The organism is Hymenobacter ruber, assembly GCF_054783255.1.
On sequence record NZ_BAAGQX010000004.1, the window covers coordinates 2,087,040 to 2,109,536 of the forward strand.

The following is a 22,497-nucleotide window of genomic DNA, read 5'->3' on the forward strand; positions in this document are numbered from 1 at the left end:
CGGCGCGCACAGACACATCCCATCGTTTCCGAAGGAATGCAGCAAGGCGACGGAACGTTGTCGCAGCACCTTACGCAGCTTGTTCTGAAGCGTCGTTTTGCAGCGCCGCACCCACAATTTCCAGCACTTTCTCTTCCGAAAACGGCTTCACGATGTAAGCCAGAGCACCGTTTTCGATGGCTTCGGTCACGATAACCTCCTGGCCCACTGCACTGCACATCACCACCTTGGCGGTGGGCTGAATTTGGCGGAGGCTTTTGAGCACATCCAAGCCAGTGTTATCGGGCAGAATTACGTCGAGGGTGATGAGGTCGGGGGAAGTCGAAGCGGCCATTTCCACCGCCTGCGCGCCGTTTGCTGCCTCGCCCACTACTTCGTAGCCAGCATCGGTGAGCATGTTTTTGAGCATCGTACGCATATAAAAGGAGTCGTCGACGATGAGGATGCGCTTATTCATGGAATTGGGGAACGTGAGATTTAACGGGTGGCCGAGCAATGTTGCGGGCTACTCTTGTACGGGGCCGGGGCTACGAAGATGCCGTTTTGCCCGGCAGGCGCATCACTTCGCTTGGGGTCAGAAGCTTGCGCATGTCCAGCACAATGATGATACCGCCTTCCGGCAGTTTAGCGATGCCTTCGAGATACTTGTCGCGGGTGCTGGAATCCTGCACGAATTCCGGGGCCGGCTCAATCTGGCTCAGGGGCATGGTGAACGGCCGCGGTACTTCGCGCACCATCAGCCCCAATACGTAGTCGGCGGCTTCGACGGCAATGGTGTAGCTGCGCTCAGGAATTGGCCGGCCTGCCGGCCGCAGCCGAAAACGCTCTTCCAAATCCAGAATGGCAATAATATCGCCGCGCAGGTTGGCAATTCCTTTGATGAAAGGCGGGGTTTTGGGCATGCGCGCCACTTCGGGCGTGACGGTCACTTCCTTCACCTGCTCGATGCGAATGCCGTAATCCTCATCGCCCAGCCGGAACACGATAAGCTGCACCAGTTCGGCGGGCTTAGCGCGTTCGGTCTTTGCGATGGGAGCGGTTATTTCGGTCTCAGCCATGCGGAATTAGTCGAAAAAGGGCTAAACGAATGGATTGAGAACTATTTGGTTTTGGCTTTCGACTTGGCAGCAGCCTTGTTAGCCTGGCCATTCTTAGCAGCTTGACCATTTTTGGCGGCCTTGCCATTCACGGCTGCTTCCGGCTGAGACTCCGCTGGCTGGGCTACGGCTTGTGCCCGGGCCGGACGCTCGCGGCGGGCAGGGGCAGATGCCGCTACCGGCGCTGCTGCTTCCGAACGGACGCGGCGGTGGTTGGGCTGCCGGCTGGTTTCAGCAGTTGGCGCGGCTTCGGCACGGCTCTGCGAGCGGCGAGCGGCTATGCCATTCTGCGGCTGTGGCACGGCATACGATTCGCGGGCGCGGTAGGTATCGCGGGCACCGCGGCGCACGGGTTCCGGCTCCGGCTCGGGCTCGTAGGAACTGAGCTGGAAGGTTTCGAGGCCGGCCTGGAGGTCGTCGGCAATGTCGGTGAGGCGCTGCGAGCTGGTGGTCAGCTCCTGCATGGCCGTCGACAGTTGCTTGGCCGTGCCGGCTACCTGCTGCGTGCCGGTAGCCGTCTGCTCGGCAATGGCTACCACTTCTTCCACGTACTTCACCACGTCGCCAATCGAGGTTTTCTGTACCTCAGTAGCCGTGAGAATGTCGCGCGAAGTGCGAAGCGTTTCGCCCGAGCTGGTGGCAATGTTTTTAAAGGCCGAGCTGGCTTCGAACGTGGCGTTCTTGCCTTTCAATACCCGGTTTTCCATGGTCGAAATAGCCGTGGCTGCCGTGGTCGTATCCTTTTTTACGTCGTCAACCAGCGTGGCAATTTCGTTGGCCGAACGGCGGGAGCTTTCGGCCAGCTTCCGGATTTCCTCGGCTACTACCGCGAAACCACGGCCGGCTTCCCCAGCACGGGCAGCTTCGATGGCGGCGTTCAGAGCCAGCAGGTTGGTTTGCGAGGCGATGTCAGTGATTACACCCAACGACTTGCTGATTTCGCCCGAACGGGTGCTCAGTACTTCGATGGTGCGCGAGGTCTGCGAAGCGGCGCTGGAGATTTCTTCCATGTTTTTCACCACTTCAGCCACCGTTTTCAGACCGAGCTGCGAGGTTTGCTCACCAAGGATTGCCGATTTGTTCACGACGTCGGCCTTGTTGGCCGTTTCCTTGGTAGCTTGCATGATTTCTTCAATCAGCTTGAAGGCCTGGTCAGTTTTCAAAGCCTGGTTCTGAGCACCTTCGGCCATCTGCTGCATGGCCAAGGCCACATCGACGGTTACGCGGCTCATTTCCTGACCTTTGCCGGCCATTTCTTCCGAAGAAGTACCCACAATCTGCGACGAGTCGTTAATTTCGCCGAGCAGCTCGTTCAGGTTTTCGACAGCCAAGTTCAGAGCATCGGCCATGGCCAGAATGTCACCTGTGGTTGGCACGTCTACGCGCTGGGTTAGGTCGCCTTCCGAGATGGCGCGCACCACGCGGGCCACTTCCAGAACCGGCGAGGCGATGGATTCGAGCAGGGCATTGAGCGTGTCCACCAATTCTTTCCAGCTGCCCGATACGCCGCCTACCGTGGCGCGCTCGGTCAGCTTGCCTTCCACACCGGCCACTTTAGCCACGCGGCTAACTTCGACGGCGAGGCGGTTAAGGTCATCCACCATGCTGTTGATGGTGTCGGCCAGGTCAGCTACTTCGCCTTTAGCTTGCAGCGTCAGCTTCTGCGTCAAGTCACCTTTCGATACCGCGGTTACTACTTTCACAATGCCCCGCACCTGCGTGGTGAGGTTGGAGGCCATGTAGTTTACGTTGTCGGTCAGCTCTTTCCACACGCCGGCCACGTTTGGTACGGAGGCCTGGCCGCCGAGCTTGCCTTCCGTGCCCACTTCCTGCGCCACACGCGTTACTTCGCCGGCGAAGATGTTGAGCGAGTCCACCATCTGGTTCAGGTTGTCCTTCAGGTCCAGCAGCTCACCGTTGACGTTCACCGACACCTTCTGGCTCAAGTCACCGCGCGATACAGCGGTTGCCACGTTGGCAATGTCCCGTACCTGAGAAGTCAGGTTGCTGGCCATCGTGTTCACGTTGTCCGTCAAGTCTTTCCAAGTGCCGCGCACGTTGGGCACTTTAGCCTGGCCGCCGAGCTTGCCTTCGGTACCTACTTCGCGGGCCACGCGGGTTACTTCGTCACCGAAGATGTTGAGCGAGTCCACCATTTCGTTGAGGTTTTCCTTCAACTGGAGCAGCTCACCGCGCACATTCACCGTGATTTTCTGGCTAAGGTCACCTTTAGCTACGGCCGTTGCTACGTTGGCAATGTCCCGCATCTGCGAGGTAAGGTTCGAGGCCATCGTGTTCACGTTGTCCGTCAGGTCCTTCCAGGTACCCGACACCTTGGGCACATTGGCCTGACCGCCGAGGATACCCTCCGTGCCCACTTCGCGGGCCACGCGGGTTACTTCGCCGGCGAAGATGTTCAGGGAGTCCACCATCTGGTTGAGGTTGTCCTTCAGGTCCAGCAGCTCGCCTTTTACATCCACCGTAATCTTCTGGGAAAGGTCACCTTTCGATACGGCCGTGGCTACGTTGGCAATGTCCCGTACCTGCGAGGTAAGGTTGCTGGCCATTGTGTTTACGTTGTCCGTCAGCTCTTTCCAGGTACCACCTACGCGGGGCACCACGGCTTGGCCGCCGAGCTTGCCTTCGGTACCTACTTCGCGGGCCACGCGGGTTACTTCGTCGCCGAAGATGTTGAGCGAGTCCACCATCTGGTTGAGGATGTTCTTCAGCTCCAGGATTTCGCCCTTCACGTTCACCGTCATCTTTTGGCTCAAGTCGCCGCGGGCTACCGCCGTTGCCACGTTGGCAATGTCTCGTACCTGCGAGGTAAGAGCCGCGGCCATGTCGTTTACGTTGTCGGTGAGGGCTTTCCACACACCGGCCACGTTTGGCACGCTGGCTTGGCCGCCGAGCTTTCCTTCCGTACCCACTTCCTGCGCCACACGAGTTACCTCGCCCGCAAACAGGTTGAGGGACGCCACCATTTGGTTCAGGTTCTGCTTCAGCTGCAGGAATTCCCCTTTTACATCGACGGTAACCGTTTGGGTCAGGTCACCCTTTGCTACGGCGGTAGCCACGTTAGCAATGTCTCGTACCTGGCTCGTCAAGTTCGAAGCCATGTAGTTTACGTTGTCCGTCAGGTCCTTCCACACGCCGGCTACGCTGGGTACCGATGCCTGACCGCCGAGGCGGCCTTCGGTGCCCACTTCCTGGGCCACACGGGTTACCTCGCCGGCAAACAGGTTGAGCGAGTCCACCATCTGGTTCAGGTTCTGCTTCAGCTGGAGCAGTTCGCCTTTTACATCAACGGTTACCTTCTGGCTCAAGTCGCCTTTAGCTACCGCGGTTGCCACGTTAGCAATGTCCCGCACCTGAGAAGTCAGGTTGCTGGCCATGTTGTTTACGTTGTCGGTCAGGTCTTTCCATACGCCGGCCACGTTTGGCACGCTGGCCTGGCCGCCGAGTTTTCCTTCCGTACCCACTTCCTGGGCCACGCGGGTTACCTCGCCGGCAAACAGGTTGAGCGAGTCCACCATCTGGTTCAGGTTCTGCTTCAGCTGCAGGAATTCCCCTTTTACATCAACGGTGATTTTCTGCGACAAGTCGCCTTTGGCTACGGCGGTGGCTACGTTGGCAATGTCCCGCACCTGCACGGTGAGGTTCGAGGCCATGTTGTTTACGTTGTCGGTCAGGTCCTTCCAGATACCGCCCACGTTGGGTACCGAAGCCTGGCCGCCGAGCTTGCCTTCGGTGCCTACTTCCTGCGCCACGCGAGTTACCTCGCCGGCGAAGATGTTCAGGTTATCAATCGTTTTGTTGATGGTTTCGGCCATCAACTTAAAGTCGCCCGATACCGGAATCTGGAAGCTTTCGTCCAGATTGCCGCGGCTGATGTTCTTCAGTACCTTGCCCACTTCCAACACCGGCACGGCGATACTGTCCACCAAGCCATTGATGTTGTTAATCATGTCGCGCCAGAAGCCGGCGGCGCCGTCGGCCGAAGCCCGTGCCTTGAGGTTACCCTCTACCCCGGCCACTTTCGAGATGCGCGACACCTCGCCCCCTACCCCGGCAATCATGTCCACCATCGAGTTGTAGGCTTCCGCGATTTCGGCGAAGATGTCGTCGTTCTGCTTGGTAAGCCGCACCGATACGTCGCCTTTCTTAAAGGCATCAAGGGCGTAAAGCACCCGGTTGAGCTGGTCGTTGACGTAGCCCGGGTCCTGGGTGTCGACGGAGCCGCGTGAGCCGCCCTTTTTGCGGGTCAGGTCGTTATTGGTACGCACCACGTCGAGCGCCGAAACCGCGCCGGCGTCCGGCTTGGCAACGTCGGTAACATCCGTAGCGGTTGCAGCAGCACGCCGAGCCTTGGGTCGCGGATTCTGGGGGGAAGCCATATTATAGTATGGGAATCGATTCAGGAAGGGGAAAGCTAATCGGGAGGGCGAAGTACGGGGGTTAGCCGCGAATAAGCAAAGGTAACGCCGCCCGCTACGGCGCTGAACCCGCCGGCCCGCCGACTCGTTCCCCCGAGGCGGCTCCGGCCGGATTATTGCAGCACCATGCGGCTGCTAAGAATTAAGCGGCATCTTTGCGGCCAATTTTAACTTTTCGTCGCAGCTGGTCGTTTCACCTCCACAGCCACTCCTCTCCTACTGCCGCACTCCTTACCCGCCCACATGGTCAAGAATTTAGTTATCGTCGAGTCGCCGGCCAAGGCGAAAACCATTGAAGGCTACCTCGGCCAGGATTTCGTGGTGCGCTCCAGCTACGGCCACGTCCGCGACTTGCCGAAGGACAATAATGCCATCGACATTGCCAACGGTTTCAAGCCCACCTACGTGGTTTCGGCCGACAAGCGCGAGCTCATCGCGCAGCTAAAAAAACTTTCGAAGGAAGCCGAAACCGTCTGGTTGGCGAGTGACGATGACCGCGAGGGCGAAGCCATCTCGTGGCACCTGGCCGAAACGCTGAACCTGCCCGAAGCCAAAACCAAGCGCATCGTATTCCGCGAAATCACCAAAAACGCCATTCTGCAAGCCATTGCCGACCCGCGCACGGTGAACCAGGACCTGGTGAATGCCCAGCAGGCCCGCCGCGTACTCGACCGCCTCGTGGGCTTCGAGCTGAGCCCGGTGCTCTGGAAAAAGGTGAAGCCCGGCCTGAGCGCCGGCCGCGTGCAGAGCGTGGCCGTGCGGCTGGTGGTGGAGCGGGAGCGCGAAATCAGCCAGTTTTTGCGGGCCAGCGCCTACCGCATTGTGGCCCGCTTCGATGCCGGCCGCGGCGCCGTGCTGGAAGCCGAACTGCCTACTCGCTACAAAACGCGCGAAGAAGCCGAGGCCTTCTTGCAGCGTTGCGTGGGGGCATCGTACCAGATTGAGAGCCTCGACAAGAAGCCCGGCAAGCGCAGCCCGGCCGCGCCGTTCACCACCTCTACGTTGCAACAGGAGGCTTCGCGCAAGCTGGGCTTCTCGGTGGCGCAGACGATGAGCGTGGCGCAGAAGCTGTACGAAGCGGGTAAAATCAGCTACATGCGGACGGACTCGGTGAACCTGAGCCAGGAAGCGCTGGCGGGCGCACAAGCGGCCATCACGGCATCTTACGGAGCCGAATACCACCACACGCGCACCTTCAAAACCAAGTCGGCTTCGGCCCAGGAAGCGCACGAAGCCATTCGTCCCACGGATTTCAGCGCCGTGAAGGCGGGCTCAGATGCCTCGGAACAGCGGCTGTACGACCTCATCCGCAAACGGGCCATGGCTTCGCAAATGGCAGAGGCCGTGATTGAGCGCACCACGGCGGTTATCGGCATCAGCACGCAGCCGGGCGTTACGCTGACGGCCACGGGCGAGGTGATTACCTTCGAAGGCTTCCTGAAAGTGTATGCCGAGAGCAAGGACGAGGAGGAAGAGGACGACGCTAAAGACGGCGAAAGCAGCTTCTCGCGCGGCCTGCCGCCGCTGAGCGTGGGCCAGAACCTGCCCTTGCAGCGCCTGAGCGCCACAGAGCGGTTTTCATCGCCGCCGGCGCGCTACACCGAGGCTTCGCTGGTGAAAAAGCTGGAGGAAATGGGCATCGGCCGCCCTTCGACCTACGCCCCAACCATCAGCACTGTGCAGAAGCGCGGCTATGTAGAGAAGGATTCGCGCGAGGGCAAGGAGCGCAAGTTCCACGTGCTGACGCTGGACGGCAACACGGTGCAGACCGAGGTAAAAACCGAAAACTACGGCGCGGAGAAAGCCAAGCTGTTCCCCACCGATACGGCCATGGTGGTGAACGACTTTCTGGTGGCCCACTTCCCGGTGATTGTGGACTATCAGTTCACGGCCAAGGTGGAGGACGAGTTTGACCAGATTGCCAACGGCCACGAAAACTGGACGCAGATGCTGACCGGTTTCTACGGTAAGTTCCACGCGACCATCGAGGCCGGGCAGGACATTGACCGCAGCACCGTGGGCGGCACCCGCGAGCTGGGCGTGCACCCCGAAACGGGTGAGCGCATCTCGGCCCGCCTGGGCAAATACGGCCCCTACGTGGCCCTGGGCGACACCGAAGGCGAAACCAAGCCGGCCTACGCCAACCTGCGCAAGGGCCAGTTTATCGAAAGCATCACGCTCGAAGACGCGCTGGAGCTGTTCAAGCTGCCGCGCGTGGTGGGCGAGTTCGAGGACAAGGCGATGACGGCTGCGCTGGGCCGTTTCGGCCCCTACATCCGCCACGACAGCAAGTTCTTCTCCCTCACCAAGGAGCAGGACCCGCACACCATCACGGCCGAAGAAGCCGTGGCGTTGATTGAGAACAAGCGCAAAACCGACGCCGAGCGCCTCATCAAGAGCTTCCCCGAAAATCCCGATATCCAGGTGCTGAACGGCCGTTTCGGTCCTTACATCGTGGCAGGCAAGAAGAACGTGAAGATTCCCAAGGGTGAAGAGCCCACGGAACTGACTTTGGAGCGCTGCATCGAGCTGGCTGACGCCACGCCCGAAAAGCCCAAAGGTGGCCGCTTCGGCAAAAAAGCTGCTCCCGCCAAGGAGGAGAAAGACGCGGATGCACCGGCCAAAAAGGCCGCCAAAGCCGCCGCCGCCAAAAAACCAGCGGCAAAAAAGAAGCCCGCCGCCAAGAAGCCGGCTACAAAAACTACCGCCGCTAAAAAGCCCGCCGCTAAGGCAAAATAATTTTTGCGCCCTGGCGTTCAGACCATCCAAAAAGCCCGCACTTCGCGGGCTTTTTTGGCTTTTCGCCTATGCTGCTCAGTCGCTTGTTGCTTCCACTTGCTTTGCCCTTTATTCTTGTGAGCGCGTCGCCCGCACCCGAGGGGCGTCCAGCTGGCCTTGTCTACCCGTGGCTGGAGGCATCGGCCCCGGTGGGCCAGACTGTGGCGGCCCGCTTTGTGCCTCCGCTCGGCAGCCAGCGAGTGCCCGTGACCGCCAGTTCGTGGGGCGAGTGGCTCCGCTGGTTGCCCCTGAAGCCAGCCGGTACCAAAGCGCGCCTCTACAACGGCCAACTGAAGGACCGGCAAGACGTGGTAGCGGCGGTGGTCAACATCGACGTGCCGCCCCAGGATTTGCAGCAGTGCGCCGATGCCGTGATTCGGCTGCGGGCCGAATACGTGTTCAGCCACGACCCGAACAAGGTGCATTTTCACCTCACCACGGGCTATGATTTCTGGTTTTCGGATTTCGTGGCGGGCCGAACATTTCGGGTGGCGAACGAGGAAGTGCTGCCGGCTACGCGGCCAGCGGAAGCGCCTACTCACGCGGCGCTGGCCCGCTACCTAGTGCCCACGTTCGGCTACGCGGGCACGAAGTCGCTGAGCCGGGAGCTGCGGCCGGTGCCGCTGCCGCAGGTGCAGCCCGGCGATGTGCTCATCCACGGGGGCGCGCCCGGGCACGCGGTACTGGTAGTGGATGTGGCCGAAAACCCGGCCTCGCACCAGAAATACGTGCTGCTGGCCCAGAGCTACATGCCGGCGCAGAGCATCCATGTGCTGCGCAATGTTGACGCTCCCGCGCTTGGGGCATGGTTTGCCGTACCCGGCCCGGCCGATGCTGAGTTTGATACGCCGGAATGGACATTTGCCCGCGCGGAGCTGAAGCGGTTTGAATAGCTACGCTTCAACCGGCACAATGGCTTCGATGCTAACCGCGCTCAACTCATCGAAACTCCGAATAATGCGGTCGGCCTGGTGCAGGTCCTGCCCTTTAGAATGCGGACTGAGGTAGGCGATGCAATAGATGCCGGCGGCCTTGGCGGCGGCTACGCCGTTGGCGGCATCTTCGATGACGATGCAGGCAGTGACGGGCGTGTTGGCCAGTTCGGCGGCGCGCAGGAAGATGGCCGGGTTGGGCTTGGATTCGGCAAAGTCCTCGCCGCTGATGCGGTGGGTGAAGTACTCACCCAGCCCGAAACGGCCGAACACCCGGGCAATGGTGGCTTTGGAGGCGGAAGATGCTACGACCAGTTGCACGTCGTGGCGGCGCAGGTCTTCGATGAGCACCCGCACACCGGGCAGCAGGTCGAGGGCAGCATCTTCGTCAAAGGACTTATTGAACAGCTCGCGCTTGCGCATCACCATGGCTTCCACGTCCTGCGTGAGGCCGTATTGCTGCTTAAGTAGCTGGAAGACGTTGCGCGTCGACTTGCCCAGAAAAGTAGCGTACTCGGCGGCCGAAACGGGAATGCCCAACTCGGCAAACTGCGTAAAGAAAGCGTGGCGGTGAATGGGCTCGGTGTCGATAATGACGCCGTCCATGTCGAAGATTACCGTGCGAATCATGAAACCTGGAACAGGGGAATAGGGACGGACAAAGGTACCGGCTGGCTGTCCGTCCCCGCTCCCGTCGCAAAAAATGAAAGCGGGAAAACTTTTTTCCAATAAATGATGTATATACATCAAATGTACATACATTTGTGTCATCAACGCTTCTAACCAACGCCCCTATCATGGCTAACACCGTTCTGCACCTCGCCAATACCCGGGGCCACGCCAATCATGGCTGGCTCAATTCCTTTCACACCTTCAGCTTTGCCGGCTATAACAACCCCGAGCGCGTGCATTTCGGCGCGTTGCGCGTGCTGAACGACGACACTGTGGCCGGCGGCATGGGCTTCAGCAAGCACCCGCACGACAACATGGAGATTATCTCCATCCCGCTCTCCGGCGATTTGGAGCACCAGGACTCGATGGGCAACAAAACCGTCATCCGCCAAAACGATGTGCAGGTGATGAGCGCCGGCACCGGCGTGGCCCATTCCGAGAAAAACCACAACCAGCACCAGGAAGTGAAATTCCTGCAAATCTGGGTGTTTCCGAAAGAGCGTGGCATCAAGCCCAACTACGGCCAGGAAACCTTCGCCCCGGAGGCCCGTCACAACCAGCTGCTGCAAGTAGTGTCGCCCGCCGGCGATGGCACCAACCCGCATATCAACCAGGATGCCTGGTTCCACATCGGCAACCTTGATAAGGGCTTCAGCACTGACTACGCTGTGAAGAAAGCCGGCAACGGCGTCTACGCCTTCGTGCTCGAGGGCGACGTGACCATCAACGGCCAGGCTCTGCACCGCCGCGACGGCTTCGGCATCTGGGACACCGACAAGCTGGCCATCAGCGCCGACAGCAACGCCGAGTTGCTGCTGATGGAAGTGCCGATGGAATTTTAACTTTTAAGTTGATAGTCGGTAGTGAGCATGAACTGTGAAATTTTGTCATCCTGAGCGCAGCGAAGGACCTTATCACGTTTGCGCCATCTTAATTAATGCAAACTATTAAACCGTGATAAGGTCCTTCGCTGCGCTCAGGATGACAGGTTTAATCAAAACGAATCTGACGACTGACTACCCAATACCAAGTACCAACCCCACCATATGAAACCCGCCCCCACCACTTACCCCATTCACGAACTCATCCGCAACCGCTGGAGCCCGCGCTCCTTCGCGGCCCAGCCCGTGGAGCAGGAGAAATTGAATCAGGTTTTTGAAGCTGCTTCCTGGGCCTTCAGCGCCATGAATCTGCAGCCCTGGCAGTACATCTACGCCCACAAAGCCGATACCGAAGCCTTCCAGAAAATCTTCGATTGCCTGGTGCCCGGCAACCAGCCCTGGGCCAAAAACGCGCCCGTGCTCATCATCGCGCTGGCCCAAACGGCCAATGCCGACGGCCAGCCCAACGGTGCGGCCATGCACGACCTGGGCGCCGCCAATGCCACGCTCTTCCTCGAAGCCACCGCGCTGGGCCTGCACGGCCATGTGATGGGCGGCTTCGACCGTGACAAAACCCGCCGCGAGTTCAGCCTACCCGACAACCTCACGCCGGCCGTGATAATGGCCCTGGGCTACATCGGCGAAGCGGAGCAGCTCGAAGAGCCCTTCCTGAGCCGCGAGAAAGCCGCCCGCTCCCGCAAGCCGGTAGCAGAATTCGCCTTCCGCAACGAGCTGCCCGCCGCCCAATGAAAACGCGCCTCACCCGCGCTGCCGACCGCGGCCTCAAAGACATCGGTTGGCTGAAAAGCCACCTCTCGCTCAGCTTCGGCCCCTACGCCGACCCCGAGCGCAGCGGTTTCGGCCTGCTCCGCACCTTCAACGACGACGTGGTGCAGCCCGGCGGCGGCTTCGGCATCCACGGGCACGCCAACATGGAAATCATCTCGGTGATGCTGGCCGGCAGCATGAACCACAAAGACACCCTCGGCTACACCGAAGTGGTGCACCAGGACTGGGTGCAAATCATGAGCGCCGGCTCGGGCCTGCGCCACGAGGAGCACAACGTGGGCGATACCGACGTGAATTTCCTGCAAATCTGGATTGAGCCCAAGCTTCAGAACATCGGCCCGCGCTACCAGCGCCGCCAGTTCCCCGAAGCCCAGCGCGCCAACCAGCTCACCACCATCGTGAGCAACGAGGAAGGCCAGGCCCATTGCTGGATTAACCAGAACGCCAAGCTCTCGCTCGGCTACTATACCGAGGCGCAGACGGTAGATTATAGCTTCAAGCCGCTGAATAAGCTGCTGTTTCTGTTCGTCATCAGCGGCTCGGTGACGGTGGCCGGCCAGGAAGTGGGCACCCGCGACAGCCTCGGCATTTGGGAAACGGACAGCGTGAACATCGAAGCGGCAGCCGGTACGCGGTTTCTGCTCATTGAGTGCCCGATTAACCACTAGGCAGTAGCGCGGACTTTTGTAGTCCGCGAATGAATTGGTTGACTCGCGGACTACAAAGTCCGCGCTACTGTCCCACAGCTACCGTCTATCATCAATAGCAACAAAAAAAGCTGCCCCATACCAGGGCAGCTTTTTTTGCATCACAAACCGAAACCCGATGCCTACCCCTGAATAAAAGCCAGCAAGTCGGCGTTGATGGTGGTGGCCTCCGTGGCGGGCATGCCGTGGGGAAAGCCGGGGTACGAAATCAGCTTGCCGTGTTGCAGCAGCTTGATGGATTTGGCACCGCTGATGGCGAAGGGCACGATTTGGTCGTCTTCGCCGTGCAGCACCAGCACGGGCACGGCCACGCTCTTCAGGTCTTCGGTGAAATCGGTTTCCGAGAAGGCCTTGATGCCGAGGTAGTGGGCGTTGGCCCCGCCGCTCATGCCCTGCCGCCACCAGTTGTCGCGGATGCCCTGCTTCACCTGCGCGCCTTCGCGGTTGTAGCCGTAGAACGGGAGGGTGAAATCCTGGAAATATTGCGCCCGGTTGGTGGCCGTGCTCTCCCGGATTTCGTCAAACACTGCCATGGGCACGCCGTCGGGGTTGGCGGGGGTTTGCAGCATGAGGGGCGGCACGGCACTGATGAGCACCACCTTGGACACGCGGCCCTGGACCGCACGCGCGGCGTAGCGGATGGCCACGCCCCCACCCGTAGAATGGCCAATGTGGACGGCATCCTTGAGGTCGAGGTGGTCGGCCAGCTCCAGGATGTCGGCCACGTAGGTGTCCATGTCGTGGCCGTTGGCGCTTTGCGTGGAGCGGCCGTGGCCCCGGCGGTCGGCCGCGATAACCCGGTAGCCCTTGTTCAGAAAGAACATCAACTGCCCATCCCAGTCGTCGCTCGACAGCGGCCACCCGTGGTGAAACACCAGCGGCTGGCCGCTGCCCCAGTCCTTGTAATAGATTTCAGTCCCGTCTTTTACCGTGAAAGTTGCCATAAGTATGTAGCAGAAAATAAGGTGAGGAAAGGTGTCAGGGCTCCGGCGTCGGTATGCCACCCGGCCGCCCTGTCTCGTAAAGCTAATGGCCAGGCGGCAGAATATAATGTTTCCTAAATATTATCTATTTCCTCACTAGCAACCGCATATATGAGCGCGCTCGCTGTGCCTGTTGGTCTAGCGCAGCTCATCACCGCCCTACCAAAAACGCGCAGCCGCTCCGTTTACGGGAGCGGCGGCGCGTTTCTCATTCAACTGGCCACAGTGTTACCTAGCCGCCTATCTTCGCCTTATCACCGACTTCGATTCCCATGCTCACTTCCCTCCGTATCCAAAACTTCCGCAGCATCCGCGACGCTTCCGTGAAGCTGGGGCAGGTGAATTTATTTATCGGGCCGAATAACTCGGGGAAGTCGAATTTTTTGAAGGGGATTGAGTTCGCTGGAAAATTGATATCTGGACAGAAGTATAGCGAGTCAGAATTTGACCAGCTTATTACCCGCCCACTTGTTCAAGTAAACAATAATGAGTTATTATTACCTCTTGAGCGCCAAAACTTAAAAAGTATAGAAGCTGAATTCCTATTCAATTCAACTTCACCATTTCTTACACCTAAAACCGATATTCTTCTTAGGCGTGGAAGAAATTTAATTTATGCCAATACTAATAAGTTTGAGAATGAATCATCCCATAATTTATTTGAGAGCTCTATGAGTTATGATGAAAGACAGGCACTCCTTGGTGAAACATCTTATTTATTGAAAAACTTATTACAGAATTCTATTATTTACAAACCAGACCCTGCCAAATTCGCAGCGAATAACCCACTTCTATTTGTAGAAAGATTTGATGCAAATGGCAATAATATAAACAATTTTTTATTCAATCTCTCACAAAATCATAAAGAGCTTTTTCAAAGGCTTGAAAATGATTTCAGAAAATGTGTAGGCAGTTTAAATAGTGTATCGACTCCTGCTGACCCACTTGAAAAAGGCTTTCTCAAACTCAAATTTTTTGATGCATCGGGCAGTTCGTATTGGGCCGATGAAGTCTCCGAAGGAGTTCTTTATTTCCTCGCGCTTCTCTGCATTATCCACCAGCCCGACCCACCGAAACTGCTGCTGCTGGAAGAGCCGGAGAAAGGCATTCACCCGCGCCGCATTAAGGAGGTGATGGATTTTATTTTTGAGCTGGCGCGGCTGCGGGATATTCAAATTATTCTCACTTCGCACAGTCCGTATGTGGTGGACCATTTCAAGGACATTCCCGAATGTATTTCGGTATTTGACCGAGACGAGAATGGGGAAACGGTGATTCGTAACGCTGATGATATAATCAAGGAAACCAACGATAAGTTGAAGGCAGCCGGCGAGGAAGAAATTCACTACACCGATGCGTTGGGAGAATATTGGGTTTCGGGCTTTTTGGGTGGTGTACCGTTATGAGTGTGGTGCGTTATGGGTTTTTCGGCGAGGATGCCGGACAAAGCCAATTCTTGGATGCTTACCTGCCGCATTGTGGCAGCGATGCATTAGATATTGCGTTTGAGCCGGTGCCCTACTTTGGCAAGCAGTTTGGGCAGATGAATAATAAGGTGGTTGACCGGCGTTGTACCGATGCCTGCAAAGCAGCATTTGTGTTTGGGTACCCGCTGCTTGACTGGTTATTTATTGGCCGCGACATTGATTCATTCGACCTCACTCACTATGAGGATAAAATCGAAGAGCTACGGGCCAAAATCCCTGACAAATGGCAACACCGCACGTTACTTCTTTTACCCGTTCAGTGCATCGAACATTGGCTTTTGTATTTAGCTCAATACCCAAGTAGAGAAGTTCTGGAACGCAAACCCAACGACCAAACGAAGCAGACGCTTTATGCCGACCGCACCAAAAGCCACAATGCTATCGTGAATGAACTACTCGCTACTATCGACATAGACCGTGTCGCTTGGCTGCTTGAGGCATCAGTTAGTTTCCGGGCGTTCCATCAGCAAGTCGTTTTGTATATGATGACAATAAAGAGCTAGTTAATAGCCATTGGGTCTTCTAATTCGTTTGCCAATTGACGAATAATTCCCCCGCCCGCTGCTTCGGCAGCGGGCTTTTTTTATGCCCGGCGGCTGGCCCGACCGCCCGCCCTTCGCCCCACAAAAAAAATGCGCTGATACCCCCATTTGGGGGTATCAGCGCATTTGGCACCCCTCTCAGGGTCGGGCTAATTTTGCAGCGTCCTTCTCCCGCACGCCCCTTTTTCTGTCCATTTTCACCCTTTTTCGATGGCTTTCCGCTTACCCGTTTCCTCCTTCCTTACCCATTTAGGCACCCGCCTCCGCCGCACCCTGGCCCTGGCCGGGACCCTGCTGCTGAGCAGCGCCTCTGCCTTCGCCCAGGCCCCCGCCAACGACGACTGCGCCGGGGCCACGCTGCTGCCCACCACCGGCACGCCCTTGGTCACCACCAACGTGGGAGCCACCGCCTCGGCCGGCGTGGCCGACCCCACCTGCTCTGTTTATTCCGGCGGCGACGTGTGGTTCCGGGTCACGGTGCCGGCCAGCGGCAACCTGCGCCTGCGGGCCAGCGCCGTAGCGGGCAGCCCCGTCTACGCCACCGGCCTGGCCGTGTACAGCGGCACCTGCGGCAGCCTGGTCGATGTGGATTGCCGCAATGGCAGCAGCGACGACTGGTTTGCCGACCTGCTGCTGCGCGACCAGACGCCCGGCCAAACCCTGCTGGTGCGCTCCTGGGTGTTCGACAACACCGACCTGGGAGCCTACCAGCTCAGCGCCCGCGAGGTGCTGCCCTGCGCCGCCCCCACCCACCTGGCCGTGGCCAACCTGCACGCCCGCCAAGCCGACATCACGTTCACCGAAAATGAGTTGACCAACGGCGACTACGAAGTAACCTACGCCCCCGCCGGCGGCGGCCCCTCCCTCACCGCCACCCACGACCGCTCGCCCATCACCATTCAGGACCTGCTGCCCAGCACCACCTACACCGCCACCGTGGCCAGCACCTGCGGCGGCAGCCTCACCGGCCCCTCGGCCACCCTCACCTTCACCACCACGGCTGCCCCGGCCAACGACGAGCCCTGCGGCGCCCTGCCCCTCACGGTGGGCACCGCCTGCACCCCGCTGCTCATCTCCAACCTCGACGCCGGCCCCTCCACCAGCGTGCCCGACCCCACCTGCGCCGACTACCAGGGCGGCGATATGTGGTACTCCGTAGTGGTGCCCGCCAGCGGCATTCTGGCCCTCGAAACTGGTGAAGCCACCAACAGCCGCGTCTACAATACCGGCCTAGCCGTGTACAGCGGCACGTGCGGCAACCTCACCGCCCTCACCTGCGACGACAACAGCGGCCACGGCTACACCTCCTACGCCCGTCTCACCGGCCTCACGCCCGGCGCCACCCTCTACGTGCGCGTGTGGGCTAACGGCAACTACACCAAAGGCGACTTCACCCTCTGCGCCACCACCGACGACGCGGCCCCCCTCACCGAATGGCTCGGCACCTCGCACGACTGGTTCGCGGCCACCAACTGGACCAACGGCGTACCCACCGCCGCCACCAACGCCCACATCGCCAACCTGCCCAGCGGCACCTACCCCGAGCTGACTACCCCCAGCGCCACCGCCGAAGTCCGCAGCCTCACCATCGATAAATACGCCAGCTTCACGCACACGGCCGGCACCCTGGCCGTGTCGGGCAACCTCGTCAACCACTCCTCCTACGCCGAATTCACCTACACCGACTTCAACAACTACCCCACCTTCACCATCGGCGGCAACATTGAGCTGCGCGGCACCGGCCCCCAGCAGGTCACCGGCCTGAGCGAAGTGTACGACCTCACCATGAACGGCACCGGCCCGGCCACCCTCACCACCCCCATGCGCCTGATTGACCGCATCAGCATGACGCAGGGCGTCCTCAGCACCGGCAACACCAGCGTAGAACTGTACGGCGATAACCCCTACAACGAGTTTTTCAGCACGGCCTCGGTTTCTGAAAAGGAAAGCAGCTACATCATCGGCGAAGTCTACGGCAAGAGCTTTGTCGACTACGGCACCCCCGCCGAGCTCAACGGCTTGGGCCTCACTCTCACTTCTGATGCCAACGCCAGCAACACGCCGGGCGGGCTGAAATTCACCCGCCGCACCGGCACCGCCGCCCCGCGCGTGGGCACCCGCGCCGGCATCACCCGCTCCTTCGTGCTCGAAGCCGACGGCGAAACCGACCTCGACCTCACCATGAATTTCCAGTACTTCGACCACGAGCGCAACGGCATTGCCACGGCCGACCTCGGCCTCTACAGCGCCCCCAGCCCCGGCGGCCCCTGGCAGCTGAGCCCCGGCGCCACCCGCCAGGCCCCCCTCACCGCCGATGCCGCCAGCACCCTCACCGTGGCCGGCCTCACCCACCTTTCCGTCTGGACGCTGGGCAGCACCGAAACGCCGCTGCCCGTCGAGCTCACCCGCTTCACCGCCGAAGCCGCCGGCCCCGCCGCCCTGCTCCGCTGGGCCACCGCCACCGAGAAAAACAGCGCCTACTTCGCCATCGAAGCCAGCCCCGACGGCCGCACCTTCCGCCCCGTGGATAAAGTGACAGCCCACGGCACCACCACCCAGGCCTCCACCTACGAGTTCCGCGATGCCCGCCTGGCCGAGTACGGCAGCCGCACCGTCTACTACCGCCTCCGCCAAGTCGATGCCGACGGCACCGCCAGCTTCTCGCCGGTGCGCTCCATAGCCCTCGCCGCCCAGTCCGGCGCCGCATTCGAGGCCAGCGCCTTCCCCGTGCCTTTCCGCCAGCACCTCACCGTGCAACTGCGCGCCACCACCGCCGGCCCCGCCCGCCTCACCCTGCGCGACGCCTGGGGCCGCACCCTGCTCCAGCAGACTGCTAACGCTACCATCGGCACCCAGAACCTGGCCCTTGATGGCACCGAGCGCCTCGCCCCCGGCATCTACCTGCTCACCATCGAGCAAAACGGCCAGCAGCACCAGCTGAAAGTAAGCCGCGAGTAAGCATTGCGGAGCCGCCCTTCGGCACCCGCCGAGGTAAAGAAGTTGAGCAGGCAGGCCCAGTGGGCTTTGCCGGCTCAACTTCTTTGCGTTCAGGCCCGGCCTGCATCCGAACCACCGCTCCCGCCCTCACGTACTCCGCCCTCATTCCATTCCCGCCCCAAACATCATGGCCGAAACCACCCTCAAAGCCGTCGCCGCCAAAATGGCAAAGCTCGACATCACCCTGCTCACCACCCACACCAGCCGCGGCCACCTCAGCACCCGCCCCATGAGCAACAACGGCGACGTGGAATACGACGGCAACTCCTACTACTTCACCTACGAAGGTTCCCGCACCGTTTCGGATATTGAAGAAAATCCGCACGTCAGCCTCGGTTTCTCCGGCCCCGACTACCTGTATGTGTCCGTGGTGGGCACCGCCACTCTCATCCGCCAAAAAGCCACGCTGGAAAAGCACTGGCTGCCCGAGCTCAAGCGCTGGTTCAAAGATGGCATCGATACGCCCGGCATCGTGCTCATCCGCGTGCAGGCCAAGCGCATCAAGTTCTGGCACGGCGAGGAAGACGGTGAGGTGACGCTGTAGGGGCGCGCTCGCTACGTTTGTCATCCTGAGCGCAGCGAAGGACCTTCTCACCGCTGAACATTTTGCAGTAAATCCATCTCGGCGCAAACGTGAAAAGGTCCTTCGCTGCGCTCAGGATGACAACCTTGCGCATTCTGGTCTCCCAATTACCTTCCTACTCCTACCCAAAAATCATGAAACACCTTGTCGTCCTCACCGGCGCCGGCGTCTCGGCCGAGTCCGGCATCCGCACCTTCCGCGACACCAACGGCCTGTGGGAAGAGCACCGCGTTGAAGACGTGGCCTCCCCTGAAGGCTTTGCCCGCAACCCCGCCCTGGTGCTCGATTTCTACAACCAGCGCCGCGCCCAGGCCCGCACCGTGCAGCCCAACGCCGCCCACCTGGCCCTGGCCGGCTTCGAGGAAGAACCCAACTGGCGCGTCAGCATCATCACCCAGAACGTGGACGACCTGCACGAGCGCGCCGGCTCCACCGATGTGCTTCACCTCCACGGCATGCTGAACCAGATGCGCTCCGTGGCCGATGAAACCACCGCCTACGACTGCCCCGGGGACATCCACGTGGGCGACCTCGCCCCCGACGGCCACCAGCTCCGCCCCCACATCGTCTGGTTCGGCGAGCTGGTGCCCGCCATCGAAGAAGCCGCCGAAACCGTGAGCACTGCCGATGCCCTGCTCATCGTAGGCACCTCCCTGCAAGTGTACCCGGCCGCCGGCCTGCTGCACTACGCCCCCGCCACCTGCCCCGTCTTCGTCATCGACCCGCACCAGCCCGAAGCCGGCCGGCGCGGCGTCCGCTACGTGGCCGAAGCCGCCAGCACCGGCGTGCCCAAGGTGCTGAGGGAGCTGGCGGGGTAATTTGTGTCATTGCCCTGCCATGACCATCTGCACAAAATTTCCTTCACCAAACACCTTCTCTTTTCTACCTTAGCGCCATGTACAGACTCGTCACCAAATACCAACTTTTCGGCCTCCGCAAGGAACACGACGCCGCCCACCAACACAACCACATGATGCTTAGGCCGGTTGCGGGCGTACCTGAAGCCTTCGAAACCGAGCAGGCTGCCTTCGACTGGGCCCTGAGCAACCACGAAGACCTGCGCCACCACCCCGAATTTGTGGTGCTGCCCGTGCACCACATGGTCATGACCTGGCAGCCCGAGGATGCCCCCCTCTAAGGGCGGTTTCTGGGGCGAATTCTGGCCCAAAGCCCTTATCATCGTGGCCATCGTGGCCGCCCTCTGGCTGCTCGAACACTACGGCATTATCCGCCGCTGGTAAACCCTTTTCGCGCTGGTCCGCCTGCCCCCGGTAGGCGGACCAGTCGCGTTTTCCCCCGTCCTACTCTCATGGCTTCCGCATTTGGCCACGCCGCCCTGGGGGCCACCCTGGGCAAGCTCCTGCTCCCCGACCGCCGGCACTGGCCCTACTGGGTGGCAGCGGCCCTCTGCGCTGCCCTGCCCGATGTGGATTCGGTCGGCTACCGCCTGGGCGTACCGTATGACAGCCTCTGGGGCCACCGGGGCCTCACGCACTCACTGCTGGCCGCCGCCGTGGTAGCCGCCATAGGCACCCTGCTGGGCCGGCTGGCCCGCTCAAGTAATCGGCCTGCTGCCGGGCGGCTGGCGCTATTGCTGTTCCTGGCCACCGCCTCGCACGGCCTGCTCGATGCCCTGACCACCGGCGGCCTGGGCGTGGCATTCTTCAGCCCCTGGCACCTGGAGCGCTACTTTTTTCCTTTCCGGCCCATCAAAGTATCGCCCCTGAGCATCCGGGGTTTCTTCGGGGCCAAAGGGCTACGGGTGCTGGCCAGCGAAGCCCTGTGGGTGGGCCTGCCGTGCCTGCTGCTGCTGGCCTGGCAGTCTTTTGGGATGGGTCGGAGCGAGGAAAAAGCTGTGTAGCACTAGGTGAGAAAGCTGTCCTGGCATCCTAGCTCGTGTATTAGGTTATGTGGAAGTAGGGTGCGGGGCTTGCCCCCGCCCGTCGTTGAATGGAATCGTTGCAACGATGCGAATGGGCGGGCGGGGGCAAGCCCCGCCCCTACACCGTTCAACGTGTGAACCGCTTTGAGTGCGTCCTACCGCCCCAGCCAATGCCGGGCGTAGGCGGTAAATTCCGCCTCATCAAACGCAGCCGCCACCAATCCCACGTAGCCATCGGGCCGCACGAGGTACACGGTACCCGGTGTTTCGGCAGCGGCAGGCGCAACTTCCGTGGCGACCAATGAACGCGCCGACGCCCACGCCCGCGCGGCCGGCACCGAGCCAACATGTAGCAAGTGCCAGCCCACCGGCCGTAGCGCCTCGTAGCGCCCGGCCGCCCAGGGCAACCGCTGGCCGCCCGCCACGCCTCCGGCTCGCCCGCCACTCAAGGGGGAATACGGATACTTAATGCCTATCTGGGAGATGGTGCGAAACATCAGTCGGCGAATAGCGGGCACGCGCACGGCCAGCGGCAGCAGCAGCGGCGCTACCCAGCTGCGCACGAAGCTGGCCCAGGCCGTGGCCCGCGTGGCGCCAGTGAACGCGCGGTCGGTAGTGGCCACCAGCTGCCGGGCAAAGGGAATGCGCTCGGCTTCGTAGGTATCGAGTAACGCTTCGGGAGCGGCTTGCTGCAGCACGGCGGCCAGCTTCCAGCCCAGATTCACAGCATCGCCGAGGCCGGTGTTCATGCCTTGCCCACCGGCCGGGCTGTGAATGTGGCCCGCATCACCCACCAGAAACGCCCGGCCCTGCCGGAAGTGGTCGGCCACCCGGTGGTGCACCCGGTAGGTCGCAAACCAGCTCACCGACTGCACCCGGACGTGCTCGGCCGCTTCCAGCCCGGGCTGCACGGCCGCGAAGGTGGCATCCTCCGGGGCCAGCCCATCGGGCAGCAGGCCGATGACGCGCATCCGCCCCTGCGGCATCGGGAAGAAGGCGTTGAAGGTGCGCGGGGCCAGTGACACTTCCAGCATCCGTCCCAGCCGGGCATCTTCGTCCAGGCCTTCGGTCACGGTGTCGGCCACGAAGAAAACCTGCTCATACGTCCCGCCCGGAAAGCCAATGCCCAGCGCGTGCCGCACAGCCGAGTGGGCCCCATCGCACCCCGCAACATAGGCCACATGCGCGGTTTCGGGCGGCTGGCCGGGGGCTTGCAACGTGGCGATGGCCCCGCCCGCATCCTGCGTGAGGCCCGTGAGGCTGATGTTCCATTCCACTGCCACACCGTAAGGCACCAGCGCCTCGCGTAGCAGCCGTTCGGTCTGGTCCTGCGACAGCATCAGGGCAAAGGGGAATGGGCTCAGCCCCTCGCCAATGCGGCCTATCGGCAGCTTGGCCGCTACGTGGCCTTTCCGACGCAAGGCGACGCCGCGCACGATTTCGCCCTGCGCGATGAATTGCTCGGCCAGCCCATGGCGGTCGAGCAGCTCCAGGGTGCGGGCGTGCATCACCAGAGCCCGGCTCAGGGGCGACGGGCCGGGCAGCGGGTCGATAATGCGGGGGCGCACGCCGTGGCGGCACAGCTCCAGCGCCAGCGTCAACCCCGATGGGCCAGCCCCGGCAATCAGCACGTTAGCAGCAGTTGGGTTCATCGGCGAAGTCGGCAGGTTGACCGGTAAATATAGTCGAATGTGACATTCAGGCCGCCGGAAATAACCGCACCCTACTCCT

Annotated in this window: 18 protein-coding genes; 12 read left to right on the plus strand and 6 right to left on the minus strand. The window is 60.8% G+C overall.

The window, feature by feature from the left end; translation table 11 throughout:
- Positions 1-70: 70 nt before the first annotated feature.
- The 3 genes from ACYVM5_RS19495 to ACYVM5_RS19505 all read right to left on the minus strand — a co-directional run bounded on the left by ACYVM5_RS19495 (position 71) and on the right by ACYVM5_RS19505 (position 5,494).
- Positions 71-457 (minus strand): response regulator, encoded by a 387-nt coding sequence (locus ACYVM5_RS19495; RefSeq protein ID WP_198068078.1) that lies wholly within the window; start codon positions 455-457, stop codon positions 71-73.
- Between the two features lie 70 nt (positions 458-527).
- Positions 528-1,058, minus strand: coding sequence for a chemotaxis protein CheW (locus ACYVM5_RS19500; RefSeq protein WP_460619759.1), 531 nt, complete (start codon positions 1,056-1,058; stop codon positions 528-530).
- Positions 1,059-1,099: 41 nt separating this feature from the next.
- Positions 1,100-5,494, minus strand: a complete 4,395-nt coding sequence (locus tag ACYVM5_RS19505) for a methyl-accepting chemotaxis protein (RefSeq protein WP_460619760.1) — start codon at positions 5,492-5,494, stop codon at positions 1,100-1,102.
- 282 nt (positions 5,495-5,776) lie between these two features.
- Between ACYVM5_RS19505 and topA the strand changes: the two genes are divergently transcribed.
- Both topA and ACYVM5_RS19515 read left to right on the plus strand, forming a co-directional pair.
- On the plus strand, positions 5,777-8,272 hold the full coding sequence (gene topA / locus ACYVM5_RS19510) for a type I DNA topoisomerase (protein ID WP_460619761.1): 2,496 nt from the start codon (positions 5,777-5,779) through the stop codon (positions 8,270-8,272).
- 101 nt (positions 8,273-8,373) lie between these two features.
- Entirely contained in the window at positions 8,374-9,204 is an 831-nt protein-coding gene (locus tag ACYVM5_RS19515) for a DUF4846 domain-containing protein (RefSeq protein ID WP_460619762.1), read from the plus strand.
- Here ACYVM5_RS19515 and ACYVM5_RS19520 read toward each other — a convergent pair whose 3' ends face one another.
- Positions 9,205-9,873 carry an HAD family hydrolase gene (locus ACYVM5_RS19520; protein WP_460619763.1) on the minus strand — a complete coding sequence of 223 codons (669 nt, stop codon included), beginning with the start codon at positions 9,871-9,873 and terminating at the stop codon, positions 9,205-9,207.
- A gap of 167 nt (positions 9,874-10,040) precedes the next feature.
- Between ACYVM5_RS19520 and ACYVM5_RS19525 the strand changes: the two genes are divergently transcribed.
- The 3 genes from ACYVM5_RS19525 (at position 10,041) to ACYVM5_RS19535 (ending at position 12,253) form a co-directional block, all read left to right on the plus strand.
- Positions 10,041-10,757, plus strand: coding sequence for a pirin family protein (locus ACYVM5_RS19525; protein WP_460619764.1), 717 nt, complete (start codon positions 10,041-10,043; stop codon positions 10,755-10,757).
- A gap of 204 nt (positions 10,758-10,961) precedes the next feature.
- Positions 10,962-11,546, plus strand: a complete 585-nt coding sequence (locus ACYVM5_RS19530) for a nitroreductase family protein (protein ID WP_460619765.1) — start codon at positions 10,962-10,964, stop codon at positions 11,544-11,546.
- Complete coding sequence (locus tag ACYVM5_RS19535; protein ID WP_460619766.1) at positions 11,543-12,253, plus strand: pirin family protein; 711 nt, start codon at positions 11,543-11,545, stop codon at positions 12,251-12,253. Before ACYVM5_RS19530 ends, ACYVM5_RS19535 begins: the two co-directional genes overlap by 4 nt.
- Positions 12,254-12,414: 161 nt before the next feature.
- Here ACYVM5_RS19535 and ACYVM5_RS19540 read toward each other — a convergent pair whose 3' ends face one another.
- Positions 12,415-13,236: an alpha/beta fold hydrolase gene (locus ACYVM5_RS19540; RefSeq protein ID WP_460619767.1), complete on the minus strand. Its 822-nt coding sequence runs from the start codon at positions 13,234-13,236 to the stop codon at positions 12,415-12,417.
- Between the two features lie 311 nt (positions 13,237-13,547).
- Here ACYVM5_RS19540 and ACYVM5_RS19545 point away from each other — a divergent pair, with 311 nt between their 5' ends.
- The 7 genes from ACYVM5_RS19545 to ACYVM5_RS19575 all read left to right on the plus strand — a co-directional run bounded on the left by ACYVM5_RS19545 (position 13,548) and on the right by ACYVM5_RS19575 (position 20,745).
- Positions 13,548-14,681, plus strand: a complete 1,134-nt coding sequence (locus ACYVM5_RS19545) for an AAA family ATPase (RefSeq protein ID WP_460619768.1) — start codon at positions 13,548-13,550, stop codon at positions 14,679-14,681.
- The gene (locus ACYVM5_RS19550; protein WP_460619769.1) at positions 14,678-15,265 is read left to right on the plus strand and encodes a hypothetical protein; all 588 of its coding nucleotides are present in this window, start codon (positions 14,678-14,680) and stop codon (positions 15,263-15,265) included. Before ACYVM5_RS19545 ends, ACYVM5_RS19550 begins: the two co-directional genes overlap by 4 nt.
- A gap of 249 nt (positions 15,266-15,514) precedes the next feature.
- The gene (locus ACYVM5_RS19555; protein ID WP_460619770.1) at positions 15,515-18,262 is read left to right on the plus strand and encodes a fibronectin type III domain-containing protein; all 2,748 of its coding nucleotides are present in this window, start codon (positions 15,515-15,517) and stop codon (positions 18,260-18,262) included.
- Positions 18,263-18,428: 166 nt separating this feature from the next.
- The gene (locus ACYVM5_RS19560) at positions 18,429-18,845 is read left to right on the plus strand and encodes a pyridoxamine 5'-phosphate oxidase family protein (RefSeq protein WP_460619771.1); all 417 of its coding nucleotides are present in this window, start codon (positions 18,429-18,431) and stop codon (positions 18,843-18,845) included.
- Positions 18,846-19,018: 173 nt separating this feature from the next.
- Positions 19,019-19,702, plus strand: a complete 684-nt coding sequence (locus ACYVM5_RS19565; RefSeq protein WP_460619772.1) for a Sir2 family NAD-dependent protein deacetylase — start codon at positions 19,019-19,021, stop codon at positions 19,700-19,702.
- Between the two features lie 77 nt (positions 19,703-19,779).
- Entirely contained in the window at positions 19,780-20,022 is a 243-nt protein-coding gene (locus tag ACYVM5_RS19570; protein WP_460619773.1) for a hypothetical protein, read from the plus strand.
- A 171-nt stretch (positions 20,023-20,193) separates the two neighbouring features.
- Complete coding sequence (locus tag ACYVM5_RS19575; protein WP_460619774.1) at positions 20,194-20,745, plus strand: metal-dependent hydrolase; 552 nt, start codon at positions 20,194-20,196, stop codon at positions 20,743-20,745.
- A gap of 176 nt (positions 20,746-20,921) precedes the next feature.
- Here the strand turns inward: ACYVM5_RS19575 and ACYVM5_RS19580 are convergent, their stop codons facing one another.
- Positions 20,922-22,418 (minus strand): FAD-dependent monooxygenase, encoded by a 1,497-nt coding sequence (locus ACYVM5_RS19580; protein WP_460619775.1) that lies wholly within the window; start codon positions 22,416-22,418, stop codon positions 20,922-20,924.
- Positions 22,419-22,497 lie beyond the last annotated feature (79 nt).

Coding starts and splice junctions, on each gene's coding strand:
- ACYVM5_RS19495 (WP_198068078.1), bottom strand. CDS start 457: ATGAATAAGCGCATCCTCATCGTCGACGACTCCTTTTATATGCGTACG.
- ACYVM5_RS19500 (WP_460619759.1), bottom strand. CDS start 1,058: ATGGCTGAGACCGAAATAACCGCTCCCATCGCAAAGACCGAACGCGCT.
- ACYVM5_RS19505 (WP_460619760.1), bottom strand. CDS start 5,494: ATGGCTTCCCCCCAGAATCCGCGACCCAAGGCTCGGCGTGCTGCTGCA.
- topA (WP_460619761.1), top strand. CDS start 5,777: ATGGTCAAGAATTTAGTTATCGTCGAGTCGCCGGCCAAGGCGAAAACC.
- ACYVM5_RS19520 (WP_460619763.1), bottom strand. CDS start 9,873: ATGATTCGCACGGTAATCTTCGACATGGACGGCGTCATTATCGACACC.
- ACYVM5_RS19525 (WP_460619764.1), top strand. CDS start 10,041: ATGGCTAACACCGTTCTGCACCTCGCCAATACCCGGGGCCACGCCAAT.
- ACYVM5_RS19530 (WP_460619765.1), top strand. CDS start 10,962: ATGAAACCCGCCCCCACCACTTACCCCATTCACGAACTCATCCGCAAC.
- ACYVM5_RS19535 (WP_460619766.1), top strand. CDS start 11,543: ATGAAAACGCGCCTCACCCGCGCTGCCGACCGCGGCCTCAAAGACATC.
- ACYVM5_RS19540 (WP_460619767.1), bottom strand. CDS start 13,236: ATGGCAACTTTCACGGTAAAAGACGGGACTGAAATCTATTACAAGGAC.
- ACYVM5_RS19545 (WP_460619768.1), top strand. CDS start 13,548: ATGCTCACTTCCCTCCGTATCCAAAACTTCCGCAGCATCCGCGACGCT.
- ACYVM5_RS19550 (WP_460619769.1), top strand. CDS start 14,678: ATGAGTGTGGTGCGTTATGGGTTTTTCGGCGAGGATGCCGGACAAAGC.
- ACYVM5_RS19555 (WP_460619770.1), top strand. CDS start 15,515: ATGGCTTTCCGCTTACCCGTTTCCTCCTTCCTTACCCATTTAGGCACC.
- ACYVM5_RS19560 (WP_460619771.1), top strand. CDS start 18,429: ATGGCCGAAACCACCCTCAAAGCCGTCGCCGCCAAAATGGCAAAGCTC.
- ACYVM5_RS19565 (WP_460619772.1), top strand. CDS start 19,019: ATGAAACACCTTGTCGTCCTCACCGGCGCCGGCGTCTCGGCCGAGTCC.
- ACYVM5_RS19570 (WP_460619773.1), top strand. CDS start 19,780: ATGTACAGACTCGTCACCAAATACCAACTTTTCGGCCTCCGCAAGGAA.
- ACYVM5_RS19575 (WP_460619774.1), top strand. CDS start 20,194: ATGGCTTCCGCATTTGGCCACGCCGCCCTGGGGGCCACCCTGGGCAAG.
- ACYVM5_RS19580 (WP_460619775.1), bottom strand. CDS start 22,418: ATGAACCCAACTGCTGCTAACGTGCTGATTGCCGGGGCTGGCCCATCG.